The sequence below is a fragment of the Hamadaea flava genome, from assembly GCF_024172085.1.
Taxonomy (GTDB): Bacteria; Actinomycetota; Actinomycetes; order Mycobacteriales; family Micromonosporaceae; genus Hamadaea; species Hamadaea flava.
In genome coordinates this window covers 2,130,349-2,150,077 of record NZ_JAMZDZ010000001.1, presented here as the reverse complement: position 1 = coordinate 2,150,077, position 19,729 = coordinate 2,130,349, and the positions used below count along the sequence as shown (strand labels likewise).

The window sequence follows — 19,729 nt, the reverse complement described above, 5'->3', positions numbered from 1 at the left end:
GGATACCGGCGGCCGACGGTCTGCCCTCTGCCGTTGTTCACTCGAAGGGCGCTGGCCCGCTTCCAGAGAAGCTCCCGTCAGCCTGAAACAGCGCCCGGCCTTCACGTCCGTCTTGCAGGCGCAGTACAGCAGGGGTCGCAGCGTTGAGAGCGTCCCACAGCGTCTGCCCGTCGGCATCGCATAGGCCGCTCCAGCGGCGGATGGCTCCGCCCGGCTCGATCCGGGCTGCCAGGATCACCTGGTGCTCGGTGCCGTCGGGGAGGACGAGTGTTGCCGGGCCGCTGTATGCCGTCATGGTCTGAGTGTGTGGGAGCCGTATGACGGTTCTGATGCCAGCCGCTCGGCGTGGCGCGGAGCTCGTGCCGGAGGCTAATCAGAGGGCCATGTGTGATTGTCCGGCTCCACGAGCCTTGCTTGTCGGGGCGGTCCCCTTTCATGTTCATCGCCATGCGCGCTTCGGCGGGCACCGGGGTTGTGACGATCTCGTGGAGAATCATGCGAGTCAAGCTTCTCGCAGACGCATCACCTGCGCCTCGTAGGGCGCGATCCTGTCATAGATCTCTATCGCCGCCGACATGTACTCCGGTGAATCGAGAAGTCTGCCCAGTCCTGCCATCGCTCGTGCCTGCGCCGCGAACTCACCCCGTTGCCGTCCTAGGGAAAGGGCACGCTCAAAGCACTCCCGCGCCGACTCACGCCGCCCTGCTGCCGCATGGATCTCGCCGAGATCGGCGAAGGACTCGGCGATCTGTGATGGGCTGACGACCGCGTATTCGTCGTGCGCGTGCTCGGCAAGCTCGATGGCCTTCTCGTGCTCGCCTCGGCGGCTGTGCACCATCGCCAGCGCACCGATGTTGTGTGCTTCCATCATCCGGCTGCGCAACGGTTTACTGATGGCCAGGGATTGCGTGAGGTGATGCTCCGCGCTGGCGAGGTCGTCGTGGCTCAGATAACACAGCCCGATGTTGTGGTGTGTGATGCTGACGGAGTGCGGCGACGCGCGACTGTCGATCATCTCCAGCGACATCCGCAGGGTGGCGAGTGCCTCCTCGTGGCGCCCGAGTGCTTGGTAGATATTGGGAAGGCCGATGGTGACGATCTTTCTCTCTAACATGCGGTCGCCATGCTCGCGCGCGACGGCGAGCGCCGCCTCCTCCAGCTTGAGTGCGTCGTCGAAACGCCCGGTCAGGCGGTAGACGTTGGCGAGGTTGTGCCGTGAGCTGGCGGCCATCCGCCGATCGCCGAGCGCTTGCCTGCCTTCGGCGGCGCGCAGCAGCAACTGCTCGGCAACACCGTAGCGGCCGAGGTTTTTGTTGGCGACGCCGAGCGCGTTGAGCACAAAGAACTTCTCTGGAGTGTCGGAAATCGACCCTATTGTCTCGGCGATCGCTGCAGAACTCGTCTCGACATCGCCGAGGCAGCCCGCGCGGACTAGGAACTGAACCGCGTTTCCGGCAAGCTCGCAGGCAAGCTCGCTCCAGCCCGCCGCGACGGCCGCCGCGATAGCACGCAGCAGGTTGACCCGTTCCGCCTCAAGCCAATCCGCCGCTTCGGCGCTGGACTTCAACGGTGACACATACGGGCTGGCGGTCTCGACGAGGTCCTCGATCATGCGGCGTGCCGCGATCATCGTGTCCCGCAGGTGTTCCAGCAGCCGCCGCAGCGCTTCGCGGTCCTGGGTCTCGGACTTCGCCCGCGCATATACTCTCACCAGATCATGGAAGGCGTAACGGTTCGCCGACACCGGCTCCACCATGTGGGCGGCGGCGAGGCTTCCAAGATAGCCACCGCCGTCAGCGGGCTGCCTTCGCACAACACCGCGAGCAACTCGGCGGTGAAGTCGGTGCCCGGTACAAAACCGAGCAGGCTCAGCGCGCGGCGTCCGGTCTCCGCAAGGGCATCGAAAGACTGATCTAGCACCGCCTTCACCGCGCGTTCCTCGTCGCCGGCCACGATGGACAAGGGCTTCGTCGGTGGCACCGAGGACGGCACCGGCCTGACCCACCTCGGCGCCCGCGAATACGATCCCGCCACCGGCAGGTTCATCTCGGTCGATCCGGTGCTCGACGAGAACGATCCGCAACAGTTGCACGGATACTCGTACGCCAACAACGCGCCGGTTACCGCAAGTGACCCAGACGGCCTATTCCCCGACATCAGCCTGGTCGGCCCGCTGGCCGGTGCGCTTGCCGAGGGCGTCGAATGGGTCAAGGACGGCCTGGGCACGGCGAGAGCCCTCGAGCCCGGGCTCGGTGACGCCGTAGAGAAGGGCACCGACCCGAACACTCAGTATGGTGGAAGCGAAGCCGGATTCAAGGCGGTCGGGGGCTTTCTGTATGAATACTCCGATAAGATCTCGTTCGGGCTCGGGGCCGTCGGGACCGGACTGGGGATGTTCCCGGAGACGCAATCGGCCGCGATGGGTTTCAACCTCGCCTCGCTCGGATTCGCCATCGCGGCAGCCTACAAGGAGTGCTCGGAGAGCGGGATCGCCGATGGAACGATCACCATCGATTGTGGACTGGCGATTGCCCAAGTCGCTTTTCAGCTCGCCGGAGTCGCGTGCCCGGAATGCAAGAGCGTCGCGGCGGTGAATGGGTTCTTCTTCATTTACACCAAGTACTTCACCCTGGCCGCCATCATCTACAAGCGCAAGACTGGAGAGGACCTCAAAATCGGAGTCCTCCTGGACATGCTGCTCGGCGACCAAACCTGGTGGCGGGACACGACTGCCGATCGCGGCGGCATGGCGGCGACCGCGCGTGGAGGCTTGGGCAAGGCGAGAGGCACGGCCGGTATTCGGACACCGACGGCAGTCGGCCGGCCGCAGACTCCGACGGGGCCGGTGAAACGCAGCCTCGGCGGCCATACACGCAGGGGCAGCGGTCAGGTCAGCCGCTCTTCAGGAACCTTCAAACGACAGCCCGCGAGCGGCAGTAACCGGCGGCCCGGTAGTGGGCAGCGAGGGCGACAACCATCGGGTCAGCCGGGTCGCGGGTACGGTGGCCGCGGGTACGGCGGCATCGTCAGCAAGGGCTCTGGTGGCATGTTCCACAACCGCCACGGCCGGTAGGAACAGCGGAAACCCCAAGGGGGACGGCCGGTTTCGGTCGTCCCCCTTGCCGTCGTGTTGAGCGATGCCGCCGATCCCCAGGACGGTGCTGCGCTGGATTGGACAGTCGGCCCCCCAAGCCACCACCGGCCTCTCCGATGGCGACCCGAGGAACATGCTGCTCAGCAGGATCCGCGTGCGGCAGTACAACCTGCGGGCCGAAGCGTTCAAGCTGCGGCAGCAGCTGAAAGACTGGCAACCTCGAGTTGGAAGCCCCAGGCGGCGATACTAGTCCGGCTGGCCCAGCCCATGGACCAGCCTACGGCGGCACTGGAAAATCAACTCCGCGACGCCGGAAGCCCGTCACCGTGAACACCGACACCACCAAGACCCTCGGCGGCGAGGACAAAGCGGCGTGGCAGCGCAAGGGCATCAACGCCCTGGCGTCGGGAAGGGATCGATCGGCAAGCCTGACTGGGGTGTCGGACGCGTCGAGATTGCGACCGACACCCAGCTTCCGCATACAGTGAGGTTCGATGGAGACCCGAAGACTGCGCGACACCACAGCCGTCCTACCTGGCGAAGAACCCGACGACCTCGATCAGGTCGACGCTCCGCCACGCCCCGGCAAGGCCGTTTCTGACGCCCTAGTCGACTCTTCTTTATAGCCGTCGTCGCGACCGGGGTGAGCGTGGCGACCGTGCTCTGCCTCCGCTTCGCCCCGGTCCTGCTGCTCGCCGTCAGCAGTACCGAACAACGGCGACTCCCCTCCACTGGTCGCGTCCTCACGGTCACGATCGCCGTCATAGGGATGCTGCTCGTCAGCCTCGTCGGCGGTGCCGGTGGCCGAGCACCGAACCCCGCACTCGGCATCCTCGCCGCCCTCGGATCAGGGCCGCGTACGCACTGTCTGCCAACGTCGCAGCGCCGCTGTCCCAGCGGCTCGACACGCTGACCGTCACCACCGCGACCATGTCCGTTGCCGCCGCCGTCCTCGTACCCGGCGGCCCGGCCGGTGGCGAGGCGCAGCTCAGCCAGCATCCCCGGCCGTCGGGTCAGGCTCGGCGGTAGGCGGCGAGGAACACCCGTACCCCTTCGTCGGCGAAGCGTTCGAGCTCGGCGGCGGTGAAGGGCTCGTCGTGTTCGTGGAACATGGCCTTGTCCATCGGCGTGGAGAGGATCAGCCAGGCGAAGTGGTTCGCCGCGAGGTGCGCGTCGTCCAGGCGCAGGAGTCCCCGGTCGGCGAGATCCTGGAAGCAGGCCGCCAACGCGGTGATGGTGCGCTCCGGGGCGCGCTGGTAGTAGGCGCGGGCCAGATCCGGGAAGCGACCGGCCTCGGCGATGAGAAGCCGGCGGAGCTGAAGCACCCGGGGCTGGATGACCGTGGCGATGTACCGCCGGGCCACAAGACCCAGATCCCGCTCCAGGTCCTCGGTCTCGGCGAGGGCGGCGGTGATGACGTCGACGAACTCCCCGACCCGGTCGGTGGCGCCGAGGATGATGTCGCCGAAGAGCTGCTCCTTGTCGGTGAAGTTCTTGTAGACGGTCTGTTTGGAGACCGCGGCCACCGCGGCTATCTCGTCCATGCTGGTGCCCTGGTAGCCGTTGCATAGGAACAGCTCGGTGGCTGCCTCAAGGATCGCGCTGCGCTTGCGCGCGGACCGGCCTTCCTCCTGCGGACGCTCGTCTGCCATCTCTCCTCCTTCTCACCTTCGCCAGAATGGTACTAGACGGAGCAGTACTCGTTTGAGTACTGTACCGATCAGTACCCGCCAGTTGGGCGGACGAGGACGGATCCGATCCCGGATCCCGTGCACGATCAGGAGGGACACCCAATGAACAAGGTCAACTCGAAGGACGGCACGCCGATCGCGTTCGACCGCCAGGGCGACGGGCCGGCGATCATCATGATCGGCGCCGGCCCGACCGACCGATCCGCCAACGCGCAGCTGGCCGAGCTCCTCGCGAAGGAGTTCACAGTGTTCAACTACGACCGCCGCGGTCGTGGCGACAGCGGCGACACGGCTCCGTACGCGGTCGATCGCGAGTTCGAGGACCTCGAAGCCCTTATCACCGAAGCCGGCGGATCGGCGATGGTCTACGGCACCTCCGGCGGTGCGATCATGGCGCTGGAGGCTGCGGCCCGCGGGCTGGCCATCAGCAAGCTGGCGCTGTGGGAACCGGCGTACATCGTCGACGACAGCCGTCCTCCGGTGCCCGCCGACTACCGGGATCGACTGGTCGCGCTGCTCGCCGAGGGGCGCCGCGGCGACATGATCGAGCTGTTCTTCACCGACGCGGTCGGCATGCCTGTCGAGTTCGTCACCCCGATGCGTGGCGCGCCGTTCTGGCAGGCGATGGAGGCCGTGGCGCCAACGCTCGTCTACGACGCCACAATCACCGGAGACTTCTCGTTGCCGGCCGAGCGGCTGGCCTCCGTCGCGGTGCCGACCGTCGTGATCGACGGTGGGACCACCCCGTGGCTGAGCACCACCGCCGCGGCCGTCGCCGCCGCGCTCCCCCACGCGCAGCGCCGCACGCTTGAGGGCCAGCCGCACAACGTCGACCCGTCGGCGATCCTCCCCGCGCTGACCGAGTTCCTCGCCACCTCATCCGCTGAACTCGCCGACTGAAGCAGCGCTCGCGCCGGGCGCCGGTTGCGCACCGGCGCTCGGCGCGTGTTCGCCCAGTACCTCAAGGAGATGTCATGAGAAAGATCGTCGCGCAACTCTTCGTATCCGTGGACGGCGTTATGGAAGCGCCTGAGGAGTGGCACTTCCCGTACTACAACGAGCAGATGGGAGAGGCGTTCGCGAAGCTGCTGGCGCAGGCCGACACCATGCTGCTCGGGCGGGCGACGTATGAGATATTCGCCGACTCCTGGCCGCATCGGGGCAGCGATGTGCCGTTCGCGGACCAACTCAACACCATGCCCAAGCTGGTCGCCTCGACCAGTCTGGCGGAGGTGCGGTGGCAGAACTCGACACTGATCCGCGGCAACATCGCCGACGAGCTGACCAAGCGCAAGCAGCAAGCCGGCAAGAACATGGCGATCAGCGGTAGCCCCACCCTGGTGCGATCACTGCTGCGCGACGGTGTCCTCGACGAACTCCAGCTCCTGGTCCACCCGGTCGTCCTCGGCAGCGGGCGGCGCCTGTTCGAGGACGAGAAGGCGACGACGCCGCTGCGGCTGGCCGACTCCACCACGTTCAGTACCGGCGTCGTCAGCCTGACCTATCAGCCGGCCTGAGCAAGCCAGCCCTAGTGCCGTGACCACGAACGTTCACGGTGTTGGATGACACGCCGTCGGGGGTGCCGGCCACACGGTGTAGGTGGTTCAGGCTGTGTTGGTGGCAGAACCCGTTCGCGTTCGGCGGCTCAGTGACCAGGAGGGTCAGCAGCTGCTGAGGATCACTCGTAGAGGTACCGGCTCGCCGATCCGGTTACGGCGGGCGATGGTCGTGCTCGCCTCGGCCGGCGGAACACGGTGCCGGCGATCGCTCGCCTGGCGCAGGCCGACGAGGACACGATCCGGCAGGTCATTCACCGGTTCAACGAGATGGGGATGGCCGGGGCCGTTGCGTTGTGGGATCGGTGGACGTGGTGAACCCGCTCGGGGTCGCCGGTCAGATCGCTTGGGCGAGTTCGGTGAACGCAGCGGAGACCGGGAGAGCGGACGAGCTGTCGGCGGTGAGTTCGTAATGTCCGCGGCGCAGGTTCTGCATGAAGGCGTGTCCGGCGATGATCACTTGTGCGGTCTTGTCCGTTCGTAGCCCGCGCATCGGTCGCAGCCGGTGTTTGAGCTGGCTGTGATCAGCCTCGATCGGGTTGTTGGCGTACCGCTCGACGTGGTGCCACGCCGACGGGATCAGCTCTTCGAGCACGGCTGGGTAGACCGCGGCGGCGTCGGTGACCACTTCGGTGGGCGTGACCTTCAGCGTGGACAGCGCCCGGTGGAAGAACTTACGGGCCGCGGCGGCGTCCCGGCGGTCCGAGACCAGCACGTCGATGATCTGCCCGTGCTGGTCGACCGCGCGGTACAGGTATCGCCACACCCCGTGGACTTTGACGTAGGTCTCGTCGACGAACCACCTGTCGCTTGGCGAGTGCCGGCCGAATCGGGCGGCGCGCGGACGCCGGCCGGCGATGCTGTGACGGAATGGTGTCACTGGCTGGCCAGCTGGGTGATGTCGGTGTCTGCTGGGCCGAGATAAACGCGGATGTCGTCGACCTGTCCGGGCCACCAGTCTCGCCAGGTGTTCTCCCATTTTGCGCGTCCGATGTCAAAGGTTGTCCGGGCGTCGTAGGCGGTGGCGTTTTCTGCCGTGGCGGCGAGGTGGCCGTTGACATAGAGGCGTATCTGGTGGGTTCGGGCGTCGTACACGCCGGCGAGGTGGGTCCAGATGCCGACGGCGACGGGTCCGGCGGAGTAGATGCGGTAGGCGGGGGTGCCGACGGCATCGGCGCCGTGGACGGCGAAGGCCCATTGGGAGCCGTTGCTGCCGAGGACGAAGGAGCTGTTGGTGGTGCCGTTTTGACTGATGGCGGTCACCCAGCCGGTGGGGGCTGTGGACAGCCGCACCCAGGCGGCCACGGTGAAGCTCTGATCGGTGTGCACGACGGGTCCGGCGGTGCATGCGTAGCTGCTGGTGCCGTTGAAGACGGCCGCCTGAAGGCCGTTGTGCCCGGTATCCCAGGCGGCTTCGGCGGACGGGGTCAGCGGATGGTCGTAGGTGGTGTCGTCGGCTCCGCTGCCGTTGAGGTCCCAGCTGGCTTGTTCGACGGTGGCGTCCGCTATGGCTGCGAGTTCGTTGTCGGCGAGGGAACGGTTCCAGACTTGGATATCGTCGATTTGCCCGTTCCAGTAGTCGACGCCGTGGCTCTCCCAGGTGGCCGATCCGATGGTCAATGGTCCGGTGGCGTTCCAGGTTGTGGTGTGTGTGGCTGTGGCGGCCCGGGCGCCGTTGACGTAGAGCCGCATTTCGTGGCGGTCGGCGTCGTACACCATGGCGAGATGGGTCCAGGTGCCGCTGCGGCACTTTTGTGTGGACACGGCGGAGTCGACGCCTGGCCCGTTGACGTCGGCGGTGGTCATGGCCACGCGCCAGGTGTTGGTCTCGCCGGAGCATTGCAGATAGAAGGCGCTGACGTGGTCGCCGGTTTGGCTGACGGCGGTGCGCCAATTGCCGTCGGCGGTGTAGCGGACCCAGGCCGCCACGCTGAAGCTTCGGTCGGTGCGTATGACCGGGGCGGCCGTGGAGTTGGTGGTGGCGGATCCGTCGACGCTGATGGCGCTGTCGGCTCCGCCCGTTCGGCCTTGCGTCCAGGTGGCGCCGGTGAGGGTGATGGGGTGACCGTGGCCGGAGGAGTCGGCCAGTGTCGTGCCGCTTGCTTCGTCGGCGAGCCAGTGTCCGTCGGGTTGCCCGGGTGGGTCGACGGCCTCGGGAGTGCATCGGTTGTTGAGGATGTCGAGAAGCCGGTCTTTTTCCGGCGTGGTGGTGGCGATGCCGTACTGGTATTTGACCGTGGCGTAGATGATCGCGTAGTCGCACAGGAAGCCAGCGTTGGGTGGCGTCCAGGCGTCGATCGTGCGGTCGCCTTTGCTGCCGTTGCTGGACCCGGATACCACCAGCAGTTCCAGTCCGTCGTAGTCGTTGAAGAAGTCGGCGCGCTGGGTGGCGGTCCACGACCAGGCTCCCATGATCCACGCGTTCTTCTGTGCGATGACATGGTCGATCTGCAACCGTGCGGCTATTCCCAGCGCAGGGTTACCGGTGATCTCCGTCCGGTTACTGGCGCTGATGCCCGCTGCGTCGTAGGGGCTGATCCACGTTCCTTTGACCACGTAGCAGCCGGCGACGGGATAGCTGGAAGAGAATTGCAGTGGCAACGAGCCGGGTCCGGTCCAGGCGTCGCGGGCCATGACGACGTCGTTGACGGGGCATGCGCGATCGGGGTCGCCTTCCCAGCCGCCGAAGAGTCCCTCCCGATAGGGCGGTGTGGTGACAGGTGTGGCGACCGGCAGGCTTGCTGCCATCATGCGTGCGTCGGCCAGGCGGGGCATGACGCTGTTGCGGCGGTTGTCCCAATGCCAGAAGGTTGGGCTGGGGTCGGCCGCGGGCGGCTGGCTGGCCTTGCCTGCGAGATCTTCGGCGATCCGGGCATAGCCGGATGCGTTGGGGTGGAACGACTCCGACAGGTCGGTCAGCGGCTGTGACGTCAGGCTGTTGACCCAGGCGGTGCTGGTGCACAGTTCGTGGCCTTGAAAGACCCACCGTTCGTCGAGTACCTCGACGCCGGCCGCTTTGGCTGCCGTGGCGATGACGTTGTCGAGGTGCAGCGTTTCGTGGATGAGCCAGGAGATGTCGCTGGACGATATGAACCCGATTCCGGCACACGATTGGGAGGCGCCGTCGCTTCCGGGTTTGAACAGGTTGGGATAGGTGACGGCGATGACGCGTGCCGTGGGCGCCTGGTTCTTGATCGCGGTGTAGGTCGCGGCCAAGGCCGGCAAGAGCAAGTTGATTTTGCGTTCGAGGTTGTTGGTGTCGTTCTGGCTGTAGTAGTCCTCGCATGCGGTGCGGGAGGCCTGGGCGAGTACGCAGCGGGTCAGCACGTCGGCGAAACCGGCGTCGTTGCCGCCGATGGTGACGGTGATCAGGCTCGCGTCGGCCGGGATGGCCGAGATTTGCGCGGGTTCGCCGTATTGGCCGAGGACGGTGAGGTTGGCGATGGTGGCGCTGGTGCAGGCCAGGTGCGCGATCGATTCGGGCCGGTACTTCTGTGGGGGTCCGGCTGCGTAGAGGCGGCCGGGCGCCTGCGCGGAGCGGTGGCACCTGTTGGTAGCGGTGTCGGTGCCCGGGTCGTAGTTTGCGGTGCCCTGTCCGGCCGAATATGAGTCACCAACGATCGCGTACGGGCGCAGCTGCTCTACCGGGATGGTCTCGCTCAGGCTCTGGTTGAGCAGGCTGATCGCTTGCGGGCTGTGGAAGGAGTCCTGGTGGCCGTGGTAGCGGGCGTCGGCGGTGCCGGAGATGAAGTCGAACGGGTTGTCCAGCAGGGGTCCTTCGACGAAGTCGTAGTCTGCACCGCCCACGAGGGGCTGGAAGGTGCGCATGGCGCGGACGTAGGCCAGGTAGCCGGGTGTACCCGCGGCGGGCGGGTTGAACACCATGCCGCACAGGCCACCGGGTGACAGTGCGTTGAGCGGTACCCGGAAATGCAAGACGGTGGGATGGTCGTCGGCGAAGTTGCGTTCGGCCCAGGCCCGGGCCTGGGCAAGGTCGGTGGTCAGATAGAAGCCACGGCCGAAGTCGACATACCGTTCGCCCTTGGCGATGTCGATGCCGTGGTCGCGGATGTCTTGGGCGTAGGCCTGGCTGGTGCCGTGATAGAGATCGACGGTGCCGCCGGTGTCCGGGAGGTCGTTGGTGGCTTGGCAGGATTTGGCGCTCGTGGTGGCGCAGGCTGACGGCAGGGTGTCCGGTGCCCAGGCCGACGCACCGGATGTGGTGAGCGCGCGGACGCGGAAACAGGAGGTGGTTTGCGGGTTCAGGCCACCCCAGTCGAAGAACGTGGCGTCGCTGGGGGTGAACATCGAGGCGGTTCCGTTGCTGACCTCGTAGCGGGCGCCTGCGGTGGGGTTCGTCCAGCTGAGGTGGATCATTTGGGAGCTGTCCGGGGTCGCGGTGACGGCGGTGGCGGGGCTGGGCGGTACGGCGTCCGCGGCGGGGGTGGTGGCGCAGACAGCGGTCGGTGAGCTGGGCCGCCAGTCCGAATGACTGGTGCCGTCGACGGCGCGGACCTGGAAGCATCGCCGGGTGCCGGGGGCGAGGCCGGTCCACTGATCGCTGGTCGCGGCGGGATCTGTGGTGTGCAGGCCGGCGCCGTCGGTGACCTCGTAGCGCACGGATGCTGCGGCCGGGTCGGGCCAGCGCACCTCGAGGGTCGTCGGGTCGATCGCGATCGCCGTGACGAGGGTAGGCGCCGCCAGGCTCCAGGTGGTCGCGCAAGCCTTCGCCGACCAGGCGGACTGGCCCTCATTCTGTCTGGCCGCGACGGTGAAGCACGCGGCCTGGTTGGGGGCCAGGCCCGTCCAGGTGTAGCTCGTGGTCCCGGCGGGAAGTTCTGCCGAGCTGGTGGTTCCGTCGGTGACGACAAAGCGGGCGCCGGGCACGTCGTTCCAGGTGATCAGCACGGTGTGGGTGCTCGTGGCGTTGGCGGTCACGCCAGCTGGGGTGTCGACCGGCATTGTCGTGCAGGTCCAGGGCGACCAGTCGGAGGCGCCGAAGTCATGCGTCGCGCGTACCCGGTAACACATCCTCTGGCCAGGCAGCTGCTCGCCCCAGTCGTAGCTGGTGGCCCCGGAGCTGACGGTGCGGCTGGTGTTGCCGTTGTCGATCTGGAAGCCGGCGACGCCGGAGGAGGTGTCGTTCCACGTGATTCTGGCGGTACCGGCGCTCAGCACCGAGGCACGCACATTGTCTGGCCCGGGAACGGGGGTGACGGTGCACTGCCACGGGGACCACTCCGACACCCCGCCGTCGACGACGACCGCCCGGATCGCGAAGCACTGATACTGCCCGGCGGTTTGACCGCCCCAGTCATAGCTGGACGCGCCGGCGTTGATCGGACGATCGACGTTGCCGTTGGTGATCTCCCAATGGTCGAGTCCGGCATAGTTACCGCTCCACCGGATCCGGGTGGTGCTGGTGCTGACCCCGGTCGCGGTCACCGTCGGCGCCGGCAGCGCGACCGTGGCCGTGCATCCCCAGTCGCTCCACTCGGCCACGTTGCGGCCATTGAACGCAGCGACCGCGAAGCAGGCATACTGGCCGGCGGCCAGTCCGGCCCAGTCGAACCTGGTCGCTCCCACGTCAGTGGTGTAGACGGTCAAACCGTCGGTGATCGCGTACCGCAGTTGGTGGCCGGTGTGATCAGCCCAGGTGACATGCGCGACGTGCGAGTCGACCGGTGCTGCCGTCACCTCGGTCGCGACCGGAATCGGCGTCGTGGTGCAGACCGGGTCCGACCATAGCGATCGTTCGCCGCTGGAGGTGCTGACCGCACGGATCCGGAAACACAGCGATGATCCAGGAACCTCGCCAGTCCAGGTGAACGAGGTCGAGCCGATGTCGGTCAACCGGCTGATGTTGCCGTCGTCGATCTCGAACCGCACGGTTGCTCGCGAATAGTCGTGCCAAGCCAGATACGTCGTGGTCGCGTCGACCACGGATCCGCGCACGTTGTCGGGCGCCGGCGTGCTGTCAACGAACAGCTCCGAGGAACGAGGCGAAGGCGATATCGCGCGCAAGATGCCGTAATCGTCACCACTCCAGCCGAGCTCCGCCGACACGAACAGGTCATTGGCCGTCGACTGGATCGCGAACTCGCCCGGCGACATCTCCACGACGCCGAAGCGTTCCCATGGGCCAATGGCGGTGGCGCGGGCCCGAAGCCGGCCATATCCGTCGCCGTCCCAGCCCAGTTCGGCCGACACATACAGGCCGTCGACCGTCGACTGCAACGCCACCTCGCCGAATCCCAGGTCGATCGTGCGCCAACCCTCCCAAGGACCTTGCTCGGCGCCACGTGCGCGCAGCAGCCCGGAGCGGTCGCCGTCCCAGCCGAACTCGGCCGATACCAGCCGGCCGTTGTCGCCGTACCGGAATCCGGCACCAGTACCCTGCGGTGCCACCGTGGCCGACGCGGGCTGGCTGGCCAGGCCCGACACAACAACGGCAACCGCAGCCGCCACGATCCACATCCGACGAAACGCCGACGCTCCCATAGGCATGTTCGTGTGTCTATGGCTAGAAGCGTTTGTCGTCTAGACTCCACGCACGCGCACGCGACAATCTGCGTCAACTCGGGGGCACGGATGGCACGCCCGCAGCGACCACTGCAGCCAGGATCAACTCCTGCAGTGGAAATGGCCGCACGATTGCGCGACCTGCGGCTCGGTGCGGGCCAGCCGACCTACCGGCGGCTGTCCAGGCAAGCCGGATATTCGGCCGCGACCCTCGCCCGGGCCGCCAGTGGACACAGTATGCCGACGCTGGAGGTCACCCTCGCCTTCGCCCGCGCGTGTGGCGCGGACCCGGAACCTTGGCGACAATTCTGGCTCAATGCCATGACCCAGCAATACAGAGCCGACGCGCCGCAAGCCGTCGCGATGGCCAACACCCGTATCCTTGCGCGCCAGCCGTGGACGCCAGAGCCGGTCGCCGATGGCGCCGACCCTGAGCAAGCCGGCTGCGCCGCGAACGCGATCACCGCGCACGCCGAACGTGTCAGCCTGATCGACAAGAGAATCATCATCGGCACGATCGAGATCCGTCACTCGGTGGTCGATCATGCCGCGTGGGTCAGGTTCGAAGGCTTCCACTCCATAGAGCACCTCGCCAGCCTTCACCATCTTGAGATCGACCTCGCCATCGTCCGTGACGCAGACAACTTCGAAAAGCGAGCACGCATGGACTACGCCTTCGATGTGCACTGGAGCGATCTGCTGCTCACATCGGGCGGACCGCTGCAAGGCAGCGTGCGCGTCTACATCGACGGACAGATCGCCGCCGACCACCTTACCGACGCAGTCACGCTGTCCTAACAGTACAGCTGCTGCAGCCACCCAAGCATGCCTCGCTGGCGAAGGCAGCCGGCTTCGTCAGACCGGTCGCGTCGCCTTGCCGTCCAACCAGAGAGTGTCGGTGGCGTCGCGGTGTGTGCCGTCGGATCCCACGTGCTTGGTGCTTATCTTCGGACCCTTCTTGATGACGTGGACCATGGCCATCGCGTGTCCGCGCCCGAGACCGTACTCTTCTTTCAACCAGTCGATGATCACACCGGCTTTCACACTGTCTGCGTCGTAGCCGAGTTGTCTGGCCGGGTTTGTTGCATTAGGCGATCGGCGGACACGGTGAACCCTGGGAGCAGCCCTTGGTTAGATCGCTTGGGTGAGTTCGGTGAACGCGGCGGCGACCCGGGTTGCCGGCGAGGCATCGAATCCGAGTTCGTAGTGGCCGCGGCGAAGATTCTGCATGAAGGCATGTCCGGCGGGGATCACCTGCGCTGTCTTATCCGTTCGTAGCCCGCGCATCGATCTCAGTCGGTGTTTGAGTCGGCTGTGATCGGCCTCGATCGGGTTGTTGGCGTACCGCTCGACATGATGCCACGCCGACGGAATCAGCTCGTCGAGTACGCGGGGGTAGACCGTGGCGGCGTCGGTGACCACCTCGGTGGGTGTCACCTTCAGCGCGGCCAGGGCGCGACGGAAGAACCTGCGGGCCGCGTCGGCGTCACGTCGCCGGGACACCAGCACGTCGATGACCTGCCCGTGCTGGTCGACCGCCCGGTACACGTACCGCCACACGCCGTTGACTTTGACGTACGTCTCGTCCACGAACCACCTGTCACCGGGCGAGTGCCGGGCGAAGCGGGCTGCGTCGGCCAGCAGCGGCGTGAACCGTTGCACCCACCGGTAGATCGTGACGTGGTCGACCTCGAAGCCGCGTTCGACCAGGAGTTCCTCGACGTCGCGGTAGGACAGATTGAAGCGCAGATGCAAGCGGACCGCGACCATGATGACCTCGGGCGGGAACCGGAAGCCGGCGAACGCCGACTCCGGCGGTGGGCACGGGCGAGGACGGGTCGACACCTTCACCGGCCAAGCCTGCACGATCTTGCCGACGACTAACGCAACAGACCCGGGCCAGGTCGTAATCCGGCTTCCGCACGTTGATCGAGGCACAGACCCAGTTCTCGTCCTCGGCCGCGGCCAGAGCGTCGAGGTCGAGCAGGACCTCCCACTGCGGGTTGTCGCTCCGGTAGGAGTCGGCGGTGGTGCGCCGCCACAGCCCACGCGGATTAGCCGCGTCCTGCCAATAGGTGTACCAATACTCCCCACGAACCGCCGGGTAGGCGATCCGGCGTTCATCGGCCAGAATTTCCCGGATCTGGGAGCGAAGATCGTCGAAGCCGTCGGCGGTTGTCAGGTGCCCGGTTTCGGCGTTCCGGGCGCGAACCCAGGCCAAGGCCGGTGGGCTGTCGATCTCTTCCAGCCATCGCCACGGGTCGTCGTCTGTTGATACCACGGCACCACTATGGCTGCGATTTCAGCCCGCACCAGAATCGAGTCGAGTTGCCGTCCAGCGCCATGCCAAGAGCACGGCCAGCGTGTATGACCCGACAAGGTTCACAGTGACAGTGGGCAGTCACGACCACTGTTACGGCTGTCGCGACCGGAACCGTCAGTGCCTTGATTATCGGGCCAGTTGTTCGCCCGCTCCATACGTAAAGCACAGTGGCAATTTTGGGTAGCGGGCGGTCAACTCCGCCTGAGCGCGAACGGGATCCAACGTGGTCACCAGCACGCAGTTGTCGCGGTATTCCGGGCCAAACTGGTTCAGTGCCAGGCCTCGCGATTTCCAATACTCTTGATCAGCAAGGAGCTGATCGGTCGTCGCGAGGAGATCCGCGTAGGAGTGGGTCGCGCACATCATGACGATCTTCTCGTGTCCGGGCATGGCCGCCACGGCACGATCGAATTCGCGCGACGGGATCCGCCACACCAGGACTCGATCGTGCTCGGTGTCCATGATCAGCCCGGCGTAGGTCGTGCGGTATTGGTCGTCGCCCAGGCGATGTACGGCATCGGCGAGCTCGGATAGCCCCGCCGAGCCGCCCGGCTGTGGGGTGGCCTCGCCGGGAGCTGGGCTCATGGGTGTGGTCGGTAGGGTGGAGCCGGCGCATGCGTCGCTGCCGAACAGTGGTGCCAATGCACCGCCTCGGTAAGCTTCGACGCCGATGGCTACTCCTGCGGTGATCAGCACGACGAGCGCTGCGGCAGAAGTGATGCTGATCTGGCGGCGGCGGGCGCGGCGATGAATGTTTTCCAGCGGAGCCGTTGAGAGGCTGGCCGGCGGCTCGGGGAGATCGTCGGTCAGGAGCCGTCGCAGGTCATCGTTGCTCATCGGTTACCTCCAGCTCCCCGGTGGCAAGGGCTTGAATCGCCTGATCACGACGTAGGCCGTGGAGGGCACGGGCGGTGTAGGACTTGACCGTGCCGACGCTTATGCCCATCACGTGCGCCGTTGCCGTCTCGGTCAGGTCGGCGTGATATCTGAGCATGAGCACTGCGCGTTGCTGCCGGGGCAGTTGCTGTAGTGCTGCGGCGAGTGTCGCTCGCAGGTCGAGATCGTCGGACGGCCGCTGTGAGGATGGTTCGGGAACCGCATCGTGCGGGACTTCGCCGCGCCAGCGGCGCCGCCACCACGACAGGTGGGTGGTTGCCATCATGCTGCGCAGGTAGGCGTCGGGCGCATTGTCTCGGATGCGCTGCCACCGGCCGTAGGCGCGGGCGAGCACGGTCTGCACGAGATCTTCCGCGCGGTACCAGTCTCCCGTGAGCAGCCACGCGGAGCGCACGAGGCGGGGCCACGCCGCTCGCACGTACTCGTCGAAGTCTTGGCCGGTGTGCTCCATCACTGGTCTAACAACGCCGGGCGGGCGAATGGTTGCCCGCCCGGCGTAGATCTTGTGGTTCCCTACGGTTACTACCCAGTGACGATCGTGGCACCGATATACGAGACGGTCTGCGTGACGTCGGCATAGACGATCCGGTAGTAGCAGCTATATGCAATTCCCGTGCAGGACGCCGAGTATCCGACCACGCCGGCACTGATGATGCCCTAAGCGATCACCCTGCCGTTGTCCGGGGCGGGGATCTCGAACACCGGACCGCCGCTGTCACCCTGCCCGGCCGCGTTCAGATGACCGGTTTGCTCGGCGATCACCATCGGCGACTGTCCACCGATGGTCTGGTTGTTGCTCTTGACCTGGATTCCGCAGCGAACACCGGAGGCGGCGCCCGACGTGCATAGCCAGTTACCGACGGCGCTGAACGTCGCCGATTGAACGCCCTTGGTGACGCTGGACTCGTTCCACGGCCCGTCCCACATGCGCCCGGTCCCGCGAGCGTCGACCAGGGCGATGTCACGGGTAGTGTTCCTGTTGCCGAGCGTGCCCATGTAGTCGTTGCCGCCGTCGTAGACGCTGGCACCGCTGCTGCCGCAGTGCGCGGCCGTCAGCAGCTTCGTGCGCCCGCCGTGGTTGACGGTGAACGAGTTCGTGCAGGCACCGCTTCCGATCAGGAGGGTTCCACCCGCTCAGTAGGGCGATTGGTCGTCCTGCCGTGACACCAGTTGGACGAGCGTGGTCGCATCCTGTGTATGGACCGTGGCGACCTTGGCGTTGTCGAGCGCCGATTGCGCCTGACTTGGAAGATCCGCGCCACGCCGCGTCTTCACCTGAAGCCCGCTGGCGTCGGGAAGCGGCCCAACCTCGACCAGCTCCCGATGCCGGGAGAGGATCGCCGCTTCACGCAGGAGCTGCTCCTGTGTGAAGCGCGCCGGAAGGATCTTCACCGGGATTTTGGTGCGCATCTGGTTGATGACTGCCTCGACATTCGAGGGAACGTTGCCGTGCCAATACACCCGCAGTTCCCGATTCTCGGGGGCGGCGATGAACGAGCCGAGCCCCGAGTGCGCGGACGAGTTGGCTGCGGCTGCGATCGCCGCCGCAGCTGCGTTCATCCGGCCCTGTACCTCGAACAGCTCGCCCCAGCTGGCGAACCCGCCGGCGACGGGCTCGGAGATCGCCAGAACGGAGCCGGAGGCCGCCCCGGCACTGTCCTGGCCAGCGACCGCCGGCAACGCGGTGGCGCCCGTTGTGGCGACTCCGAGCGCCATGATCGCGACGATCCGAATGAGCCTGTGTCTCATAGTTCCTCCCCATGGATCTGAGAACACAAAGAGACTGCGAGGAAGCGCATCGCAGTCGAACGCCTGTGCTAATTGACAGGCTTGACAATCATGCTGGTTGCATGTCGTGCTGTCAACCGCTACGCGGGCGGACTGGGCGCTTGGATCGGCGTGGCGTTGCTGACGGGTGTCGGGACTGCTCGGCGGGCTTGGTGCGTTCTTGGTCGGCGGTGATCGGTCCGGTGCGTCTGCCGAGCTGTTTGCTTTGGCGGCACCGTGGAAGAAGCCGCGGCCGCGGGCGGAAACGGCAAGCGATCTCGCTCAATGGGCTGGCTTCGCTCAGAGAGCTGGTCAGTCTCGAGCTGTCGGAGCTCCAAGTCTCCAGCTTTGCGCAGCTGCGAGGCATGACCTCGCTGAAGGAGCTCCGCGTACTCGGCGACCCGGATGCGAGGGCAAGGCGACAGACATTCTCGATCTTGCAGACCTCGAGACGTTGGACGCGATCGAGGAACTCCGGCTCGTCTATCAGAGCGGCGTTAGATCCTATGGGCGTTTGCTCAACATGCCTGGTCTACGTGAAGTACGCGTTCGCGGCACTGAGCCGGTAGATGGCGACCTCATCCCCTTGATGGAACTCGCCGAGCGCGTACACGTCGTTCGCCCCGACGAGTAGCGCAGGAGGAACCGATATCTATCGGGTGCCCTGGACCGCAGGTCCGGGGCACCATCACCTTGCGGCAGCAAATCGCAATCCGGAGCGTCACACCCGTGGCTACTTGCCCGTCGTCGACTCCCTCGACGCCCCAATGCGTCCGCACCTGCACCTCTCGCTGCGGTCGATCCGCCCGCCGAGCCTCGTCAACGCCGCCACGTCACCTCACTACGCCACAGGCGATGGGCCGTGGCGCACCCAGGAAACGGAATCCAGATCGAGTAGGTACTGAACGCTCGACTCTGCCTTAGCGGCCACACGGGGCGGATTCCAGCGATCGTCGCAACCTTGCGAGGGATACACCCCAAGACTGCCCCGTTGGGTACCTGGCGATAGCCGCTGACCTGCCCATCTGGTGACCGCGACGCCGTTGCCATGCATGTCGTCGACGTGAGCCGGGTCAGACTTTAGGCGATCCGGGTTTCCGGGTGCGGCATGACCCAGCGGAGGACGCCACCTGTGTCGGCGCCCTCACGTGAGCAGTTTCGATGGTTACCCACTGGGGTTCTCGGCCGTCGTGGCTGCGATCCCCCGGATCATCATGCGGATGCCGTGGGCGAACTCGGCGTGCAGCGGCACGGGCAGGTGCTCGGCGAGGGCATGAATGCTGGGGTACCGCTGAGAGTCGGCATGTTCAAATGCTTCGCTGATCTGCTGTCGGTCATCGCCGGTGGTGTGCATCTGCATGGCGAAGCCGAGGGTGTAGCGGCCGAGGGTGGCGGCCGAGATGGCTGCTGTCGTGGGGGCGAGCCCTGCGTTGAGCATTGCGGCGAGGCATGCCTCCCGGAAGGCCATTGCGCGGGGGCCGGTGGGGACGTGTTCGGCGAGCAGCGGGGTGGCGTGTTGATGGCGGGCCAGGACGGTGAACAGCTCGTCGCACAACGCCGCGAGGGCGGTCTGCCAGTCTTCGTCGGGTCGGTTGCCGGCGGTGAGGTCGATCTCGCCGAGGATGTGGTCGACTACCTCGCCTACCAGCTCTGCCCGGTCGGCCATGTGCCGATAGAGGGTGGCTGTGCCCGATCCCAGCCGTTCAGCCAGGGCGCGGAACGTCAGTGCCTCCACCCCGCCGGAGTCGACCAGTTCGACCGCTGCCTGGATGATCCGGTCGCGCGGCATGCGGGGTCGGCCACGCCGCCGTGAGTTAGGCAGGGGTGGCCTGGGTTCGGGTGTGGCGGCGGACATCTGCTCAGTATGACGGGCGTCCAG

General features: G+C 66.3%; 16 protein-coding genes and 3 pseudogenes. 5 read left to right on the top strand and 14 right to left on the bottom strand.

Annotated features, from left to right (window positions below):
- Positions 1-37: 37 nt before the first annotated feature.
- From HDA40_RS10090 to HDA40_RS10080, 3 genes are all read right to left on the bottom strand, one after another.
- On the bottom strand, positions 38-295 hold the full coding sequence (locus tag HDA40_RS10090) for a DUF4873 domain-containing protein (protein WP_253754279.1): 258 nt from the start codon (positions 293-295) through the stop codon (positions 38-40).
- Between the two features lie 207 nt (positions 296-502).
- Positions 503-1,744, bottom strand: a complete 1,242-nt coding sequence (locus HDA40_RS10085; RefSeq protein ID WP_253754277.1) for a tetratricopeptide repeat protein — start codon at positions 1,742-1,744, stop codon at positions 503-505.
- Positions 1,708-1,962: a hypothetical protein gene (locus HDA40_RS10080; RefSeq protein ID WP_253754275.1), complete on the bottom strand. Its 255-nt coding sequence runs from the start codon at positions 1,960-1,962 to the stop codon at positions 1,708-1,710. Before HDA40_RS10080 ends, HDA40_RS10085 begins: the two co-directional genes overlap by 37 nt.
- On the opposite strand from HDA40_RS10080, the pseudogene HDA40_RS42515 reads away from it, so the two are divergent.
- Positions 1,961-2,155 (top strand): annotated as a pseudogene (locus HDA40_RS42515) (RHS repeat-associated core domain-containing protein); the annotation flags it as partial. The gene HDA40_RS10080 and the pseudogene HDA40_RS42515 overlap by 2 nt on opposite strands.
- Before the next feature lie 1,582 nt (positions 2,156-3,737).
- Entirely contained in the window at positions 3,738-4,007 is a 270-nt protein-coding gene (locus HDA40_RS10070; protein ID WP_253754271.1) for a hypothetical protein, read from the top strand.
- Between the two features lie 100 nt (positions 4,008-4,107).
- On the opposite strand, the gene HDA40_RS10065 is transcribed toward HDA40_RS10070, so the two are convergent.
- On the bottom strand, positions 4,108-4,746 hold the full coding sequence (locus HDA40_RS10065; RefSeq protein ID WP_253754269.1) for a TetR/AcrR family transcriptional regulator: 639 nt from the start codon (positions 4,744-4,746) through the stop codon (positions 4,108-4,110).
- 141 nt (positions 4,747-4,887) lie between these two features.
- Between HDA40_RS10065 and HDA40_RS10060 the strand changes: the two genes are divergently transcribed.
- On the top strand, positions 4,888-5,685 hold the full coding sequence (locus tag HDA40_RS10060; protein ID WP_253754267.1) for an alpha/beta fold hydrolase: 798 nt from the start codon (positions 4,888-4,890) through the stop codon (positions 5,683-5,685).
- Between the two features lie 74 nt (positions 5,686-5,759).
- Entirely contained in the window at positions 5,760-6,302 is a 543-nt protein-coding gene (locus tag HDA40_RS10055) for a dihydrofolate reductase family protein (RefSeq protein ID WP_253754265.1), read from the top strand.
- Positions 6,303-6,678: 376 nt separating this feature from the next.
- Here the strand turns inward: HDA40_RS10055 and HDA40_RS10050 are convergent.
- Positions 6,679-7,179: pseudogene (locus HDA40_RS10050) on the bottom strand (IS6 family transposase); the annotation flags it as partial.
- 38 nt (positions 7,180-7,217) lie between these two features.
- Positions 7,218-12,809 (bottom strand): LamG-like jellyroll fold domain-containing protein, encoded by a 5,592-nt coding sequence (locus HDA40_RS42060; RefSeq protein WP_253754263.1) that lies wholly within the window; start codon positions 12,807-12,809, stop codon positions 7,218-7,220.
- A 174-nt stretch (positions 12,810-12,983) separates the two neighbouring features.
- Between HDA40_RS42060 and HDA40_RS10040 the strand changes: the two genes are divergently transcribed.
- Positions 12,984-13,661: a helix-turn-helix domain-containing protein gene (locus tag HDA40_RS10040; protein WP_253763601.1), complete on the top strand. Its 678-nt coding sequence runs from the start codon at positions 12,984-12,986 to the stop codon at positions 13,659-13,661.
- Positions 13,662-13,718: 57 nt separating this feature from the next.
- Here the strand turns inward: HDA40_RS10040 and HDA40_RS10035 are convergent, their stop codons facing one another.
- The 8 genes and pseudogenes from HDA40_RS10035 to HDA40_RS10005 form a co-directional block, all read right to left on the bottom strand.
- Complete coding sequence (locus HDA40_RS10035) at positions 13,719-13,907, bottom strand: DUF4287 domain-containing protein (protein ID WP_308197685.1); 189 nt, start codon at positions 13,905-13,907, stop codon at positions 13,719-13,721.
- Positions 13,908-13,994: 87 nt separating this feature from the next.
- On the bottom strand, positions 13,995-14,708 hold the full coding sequence (locus tag HDA40_RS10030; RefSeq protein ID WP_308197824.1) for an IS6 family transposase: 714 nt from the start codon (positions 14,706-14,708) through the stop codon (positions 13,995-13,997).
- A 118-nt stretch (positions 14,709-14,826) separates the two neighbouring features.
- Positions 14,827-15,144: pseudogene (locus tag HDA40_RS42510) on the bottom strand (prolyl oligopeptidase family serine peptidase); the annotation flags it as partial.
- 168 nt (positions 15,145-15,312) lie between these two features.
- The gene (locus HDA40_RS10025) at positions 15,313-16,023 is read right to left on the bottom strand and encodes a hypothetical protein (protein ID WP_253754259.1); all 711 of its coding nucleotides are present in this window, start codon (positions 16,021-16,023) and stop codon (positions 15,313-15,315) included.
- On the bottom strand, positions 16,010-16,534 hold the full coding sequence (locus tag HDA40_RS10020; RefSeq protein WP_253763599.1) for a SigE family RNA polymerase sigma factor: 525 nt from the start codon (positions 16,532-16,534) through the stop codon (positions 16,010-16,012). Before HDA40_RS10020 ends, HDA40_RS10025 begins: the two co-directional genes overlap by 14 nt.
- Before the next feature lie 206 nt (positions 16,535-16,740).
- Positions 16,741-17,079, bottom strand: a complete 339-nt coding sequence (locus HDA40_RS10015; RefSeq protein ID WP_253754257.1) for a chymotrypsin family serine protease — start codon at positions 17,077-17,079, stop codon at positions 16,741-16,743.
- A 138-nt stretch (positions 17,080-17,217) separates the two neighbouring features.
- Positions 17,218-17,799: a hypothetical protein gene (locus tag HDA40_RS10010; RefSeq protein WP_253754255.1), complete on the bottom strand. Its 582-nt coding sequence runs from the start codon at positions 17,797-17,799 to the stop codon at positions 17,218-17,220.
- 1,216 nt (positions 17,800-19,015) lie between these two features.
- Complete coding sequence (locus tag HDA40_RS10005) at positions 19,016-19,639, bottom strand: TetR/AcrR family transcriptional regulator (protein ID WP_253754253.1); 624 nt, start codon at positions 19,637-19,639, stop codon at positions 19,016-19,018.
- Positions 19,640-19,729 lie beyond the last annotated feature (90 nt).

Excerpts from the sequence above, each read along its gene's own strand:
- HDA40_RS10090 (WP_253754279.1), bottom strand. The coding sequence starts at position 295 with ATGACGGCATACAGCGGCCCGGCAACACTCGTCCTCCCCGACGGCACC.
- HDA40_RS10065 (WP_253754269.1), bottom strand. The coding sequence starts at position 4,746 with ATGGCAGACGAGCGTCCGCAGGAGGAAGGCCGGTCCGCGCGCAAGCGC.
- HDA40_RS10060 (WP_253754267.1), top strand. The coding sequence starts at position 4,888 with ATGAACAAGGTCAACTCGAAGGACGGCACGCCGATCGCGTTCGACCGC.
- HDA40_RS10055 (WP_253754265.1), top strand. The coding sequence starts at position 5,760 with ATGAGAAAGATCGTCGCGCAACTCTTCGTATCCGTGGACGGCGTTATG.
- HDA40_RS10040 (WP_253763601.1), top strand. The coding sequence starts at position 12,984 with ATGGCCGCACGATTGCGCGACCTGCGGCTCGGTGCGGGCCAGCCGACC.
- HDA40_RS10025 (WP_253754259.1), bottom strand. The coding sequence starts at position 16,023 with ATGAGCAACGATGACCTGCGACGGCTCCTGACCGACGATCTCCCCGAG.
- HDA40_RS10020 (WP_253763599.1), bottom strand. The coding sequence starts at position 16,534 with ATGGAGCACACCGGCCAAGACTTCGACGAGTACGTGCGAGCGGCGTGG.
- HDA40_RS10015 (WP_253754257.1), bottom strand. The coding sequence starts at position 17,079 with ATGGGCACGCTCGGCAACAGGAACACTACCCGTGACATCGCCCTGGTC.
- HDA40_RS10010 (WP_253754255.1), bottom strand. The coding sequence starts at position 17,799 with ATGGCGCTCGGAGTCGCCACAACGGGCGCCACCGCGTTGCCGGCGGTC.
- HDA40_RS10005 (WP_253754253.1), bottom strand. The coding sequence starts at position 19,639 with ATGCCGCGCGACCGGATCATCCAGGCAGCGGTCGAACTGGTCGACTCC.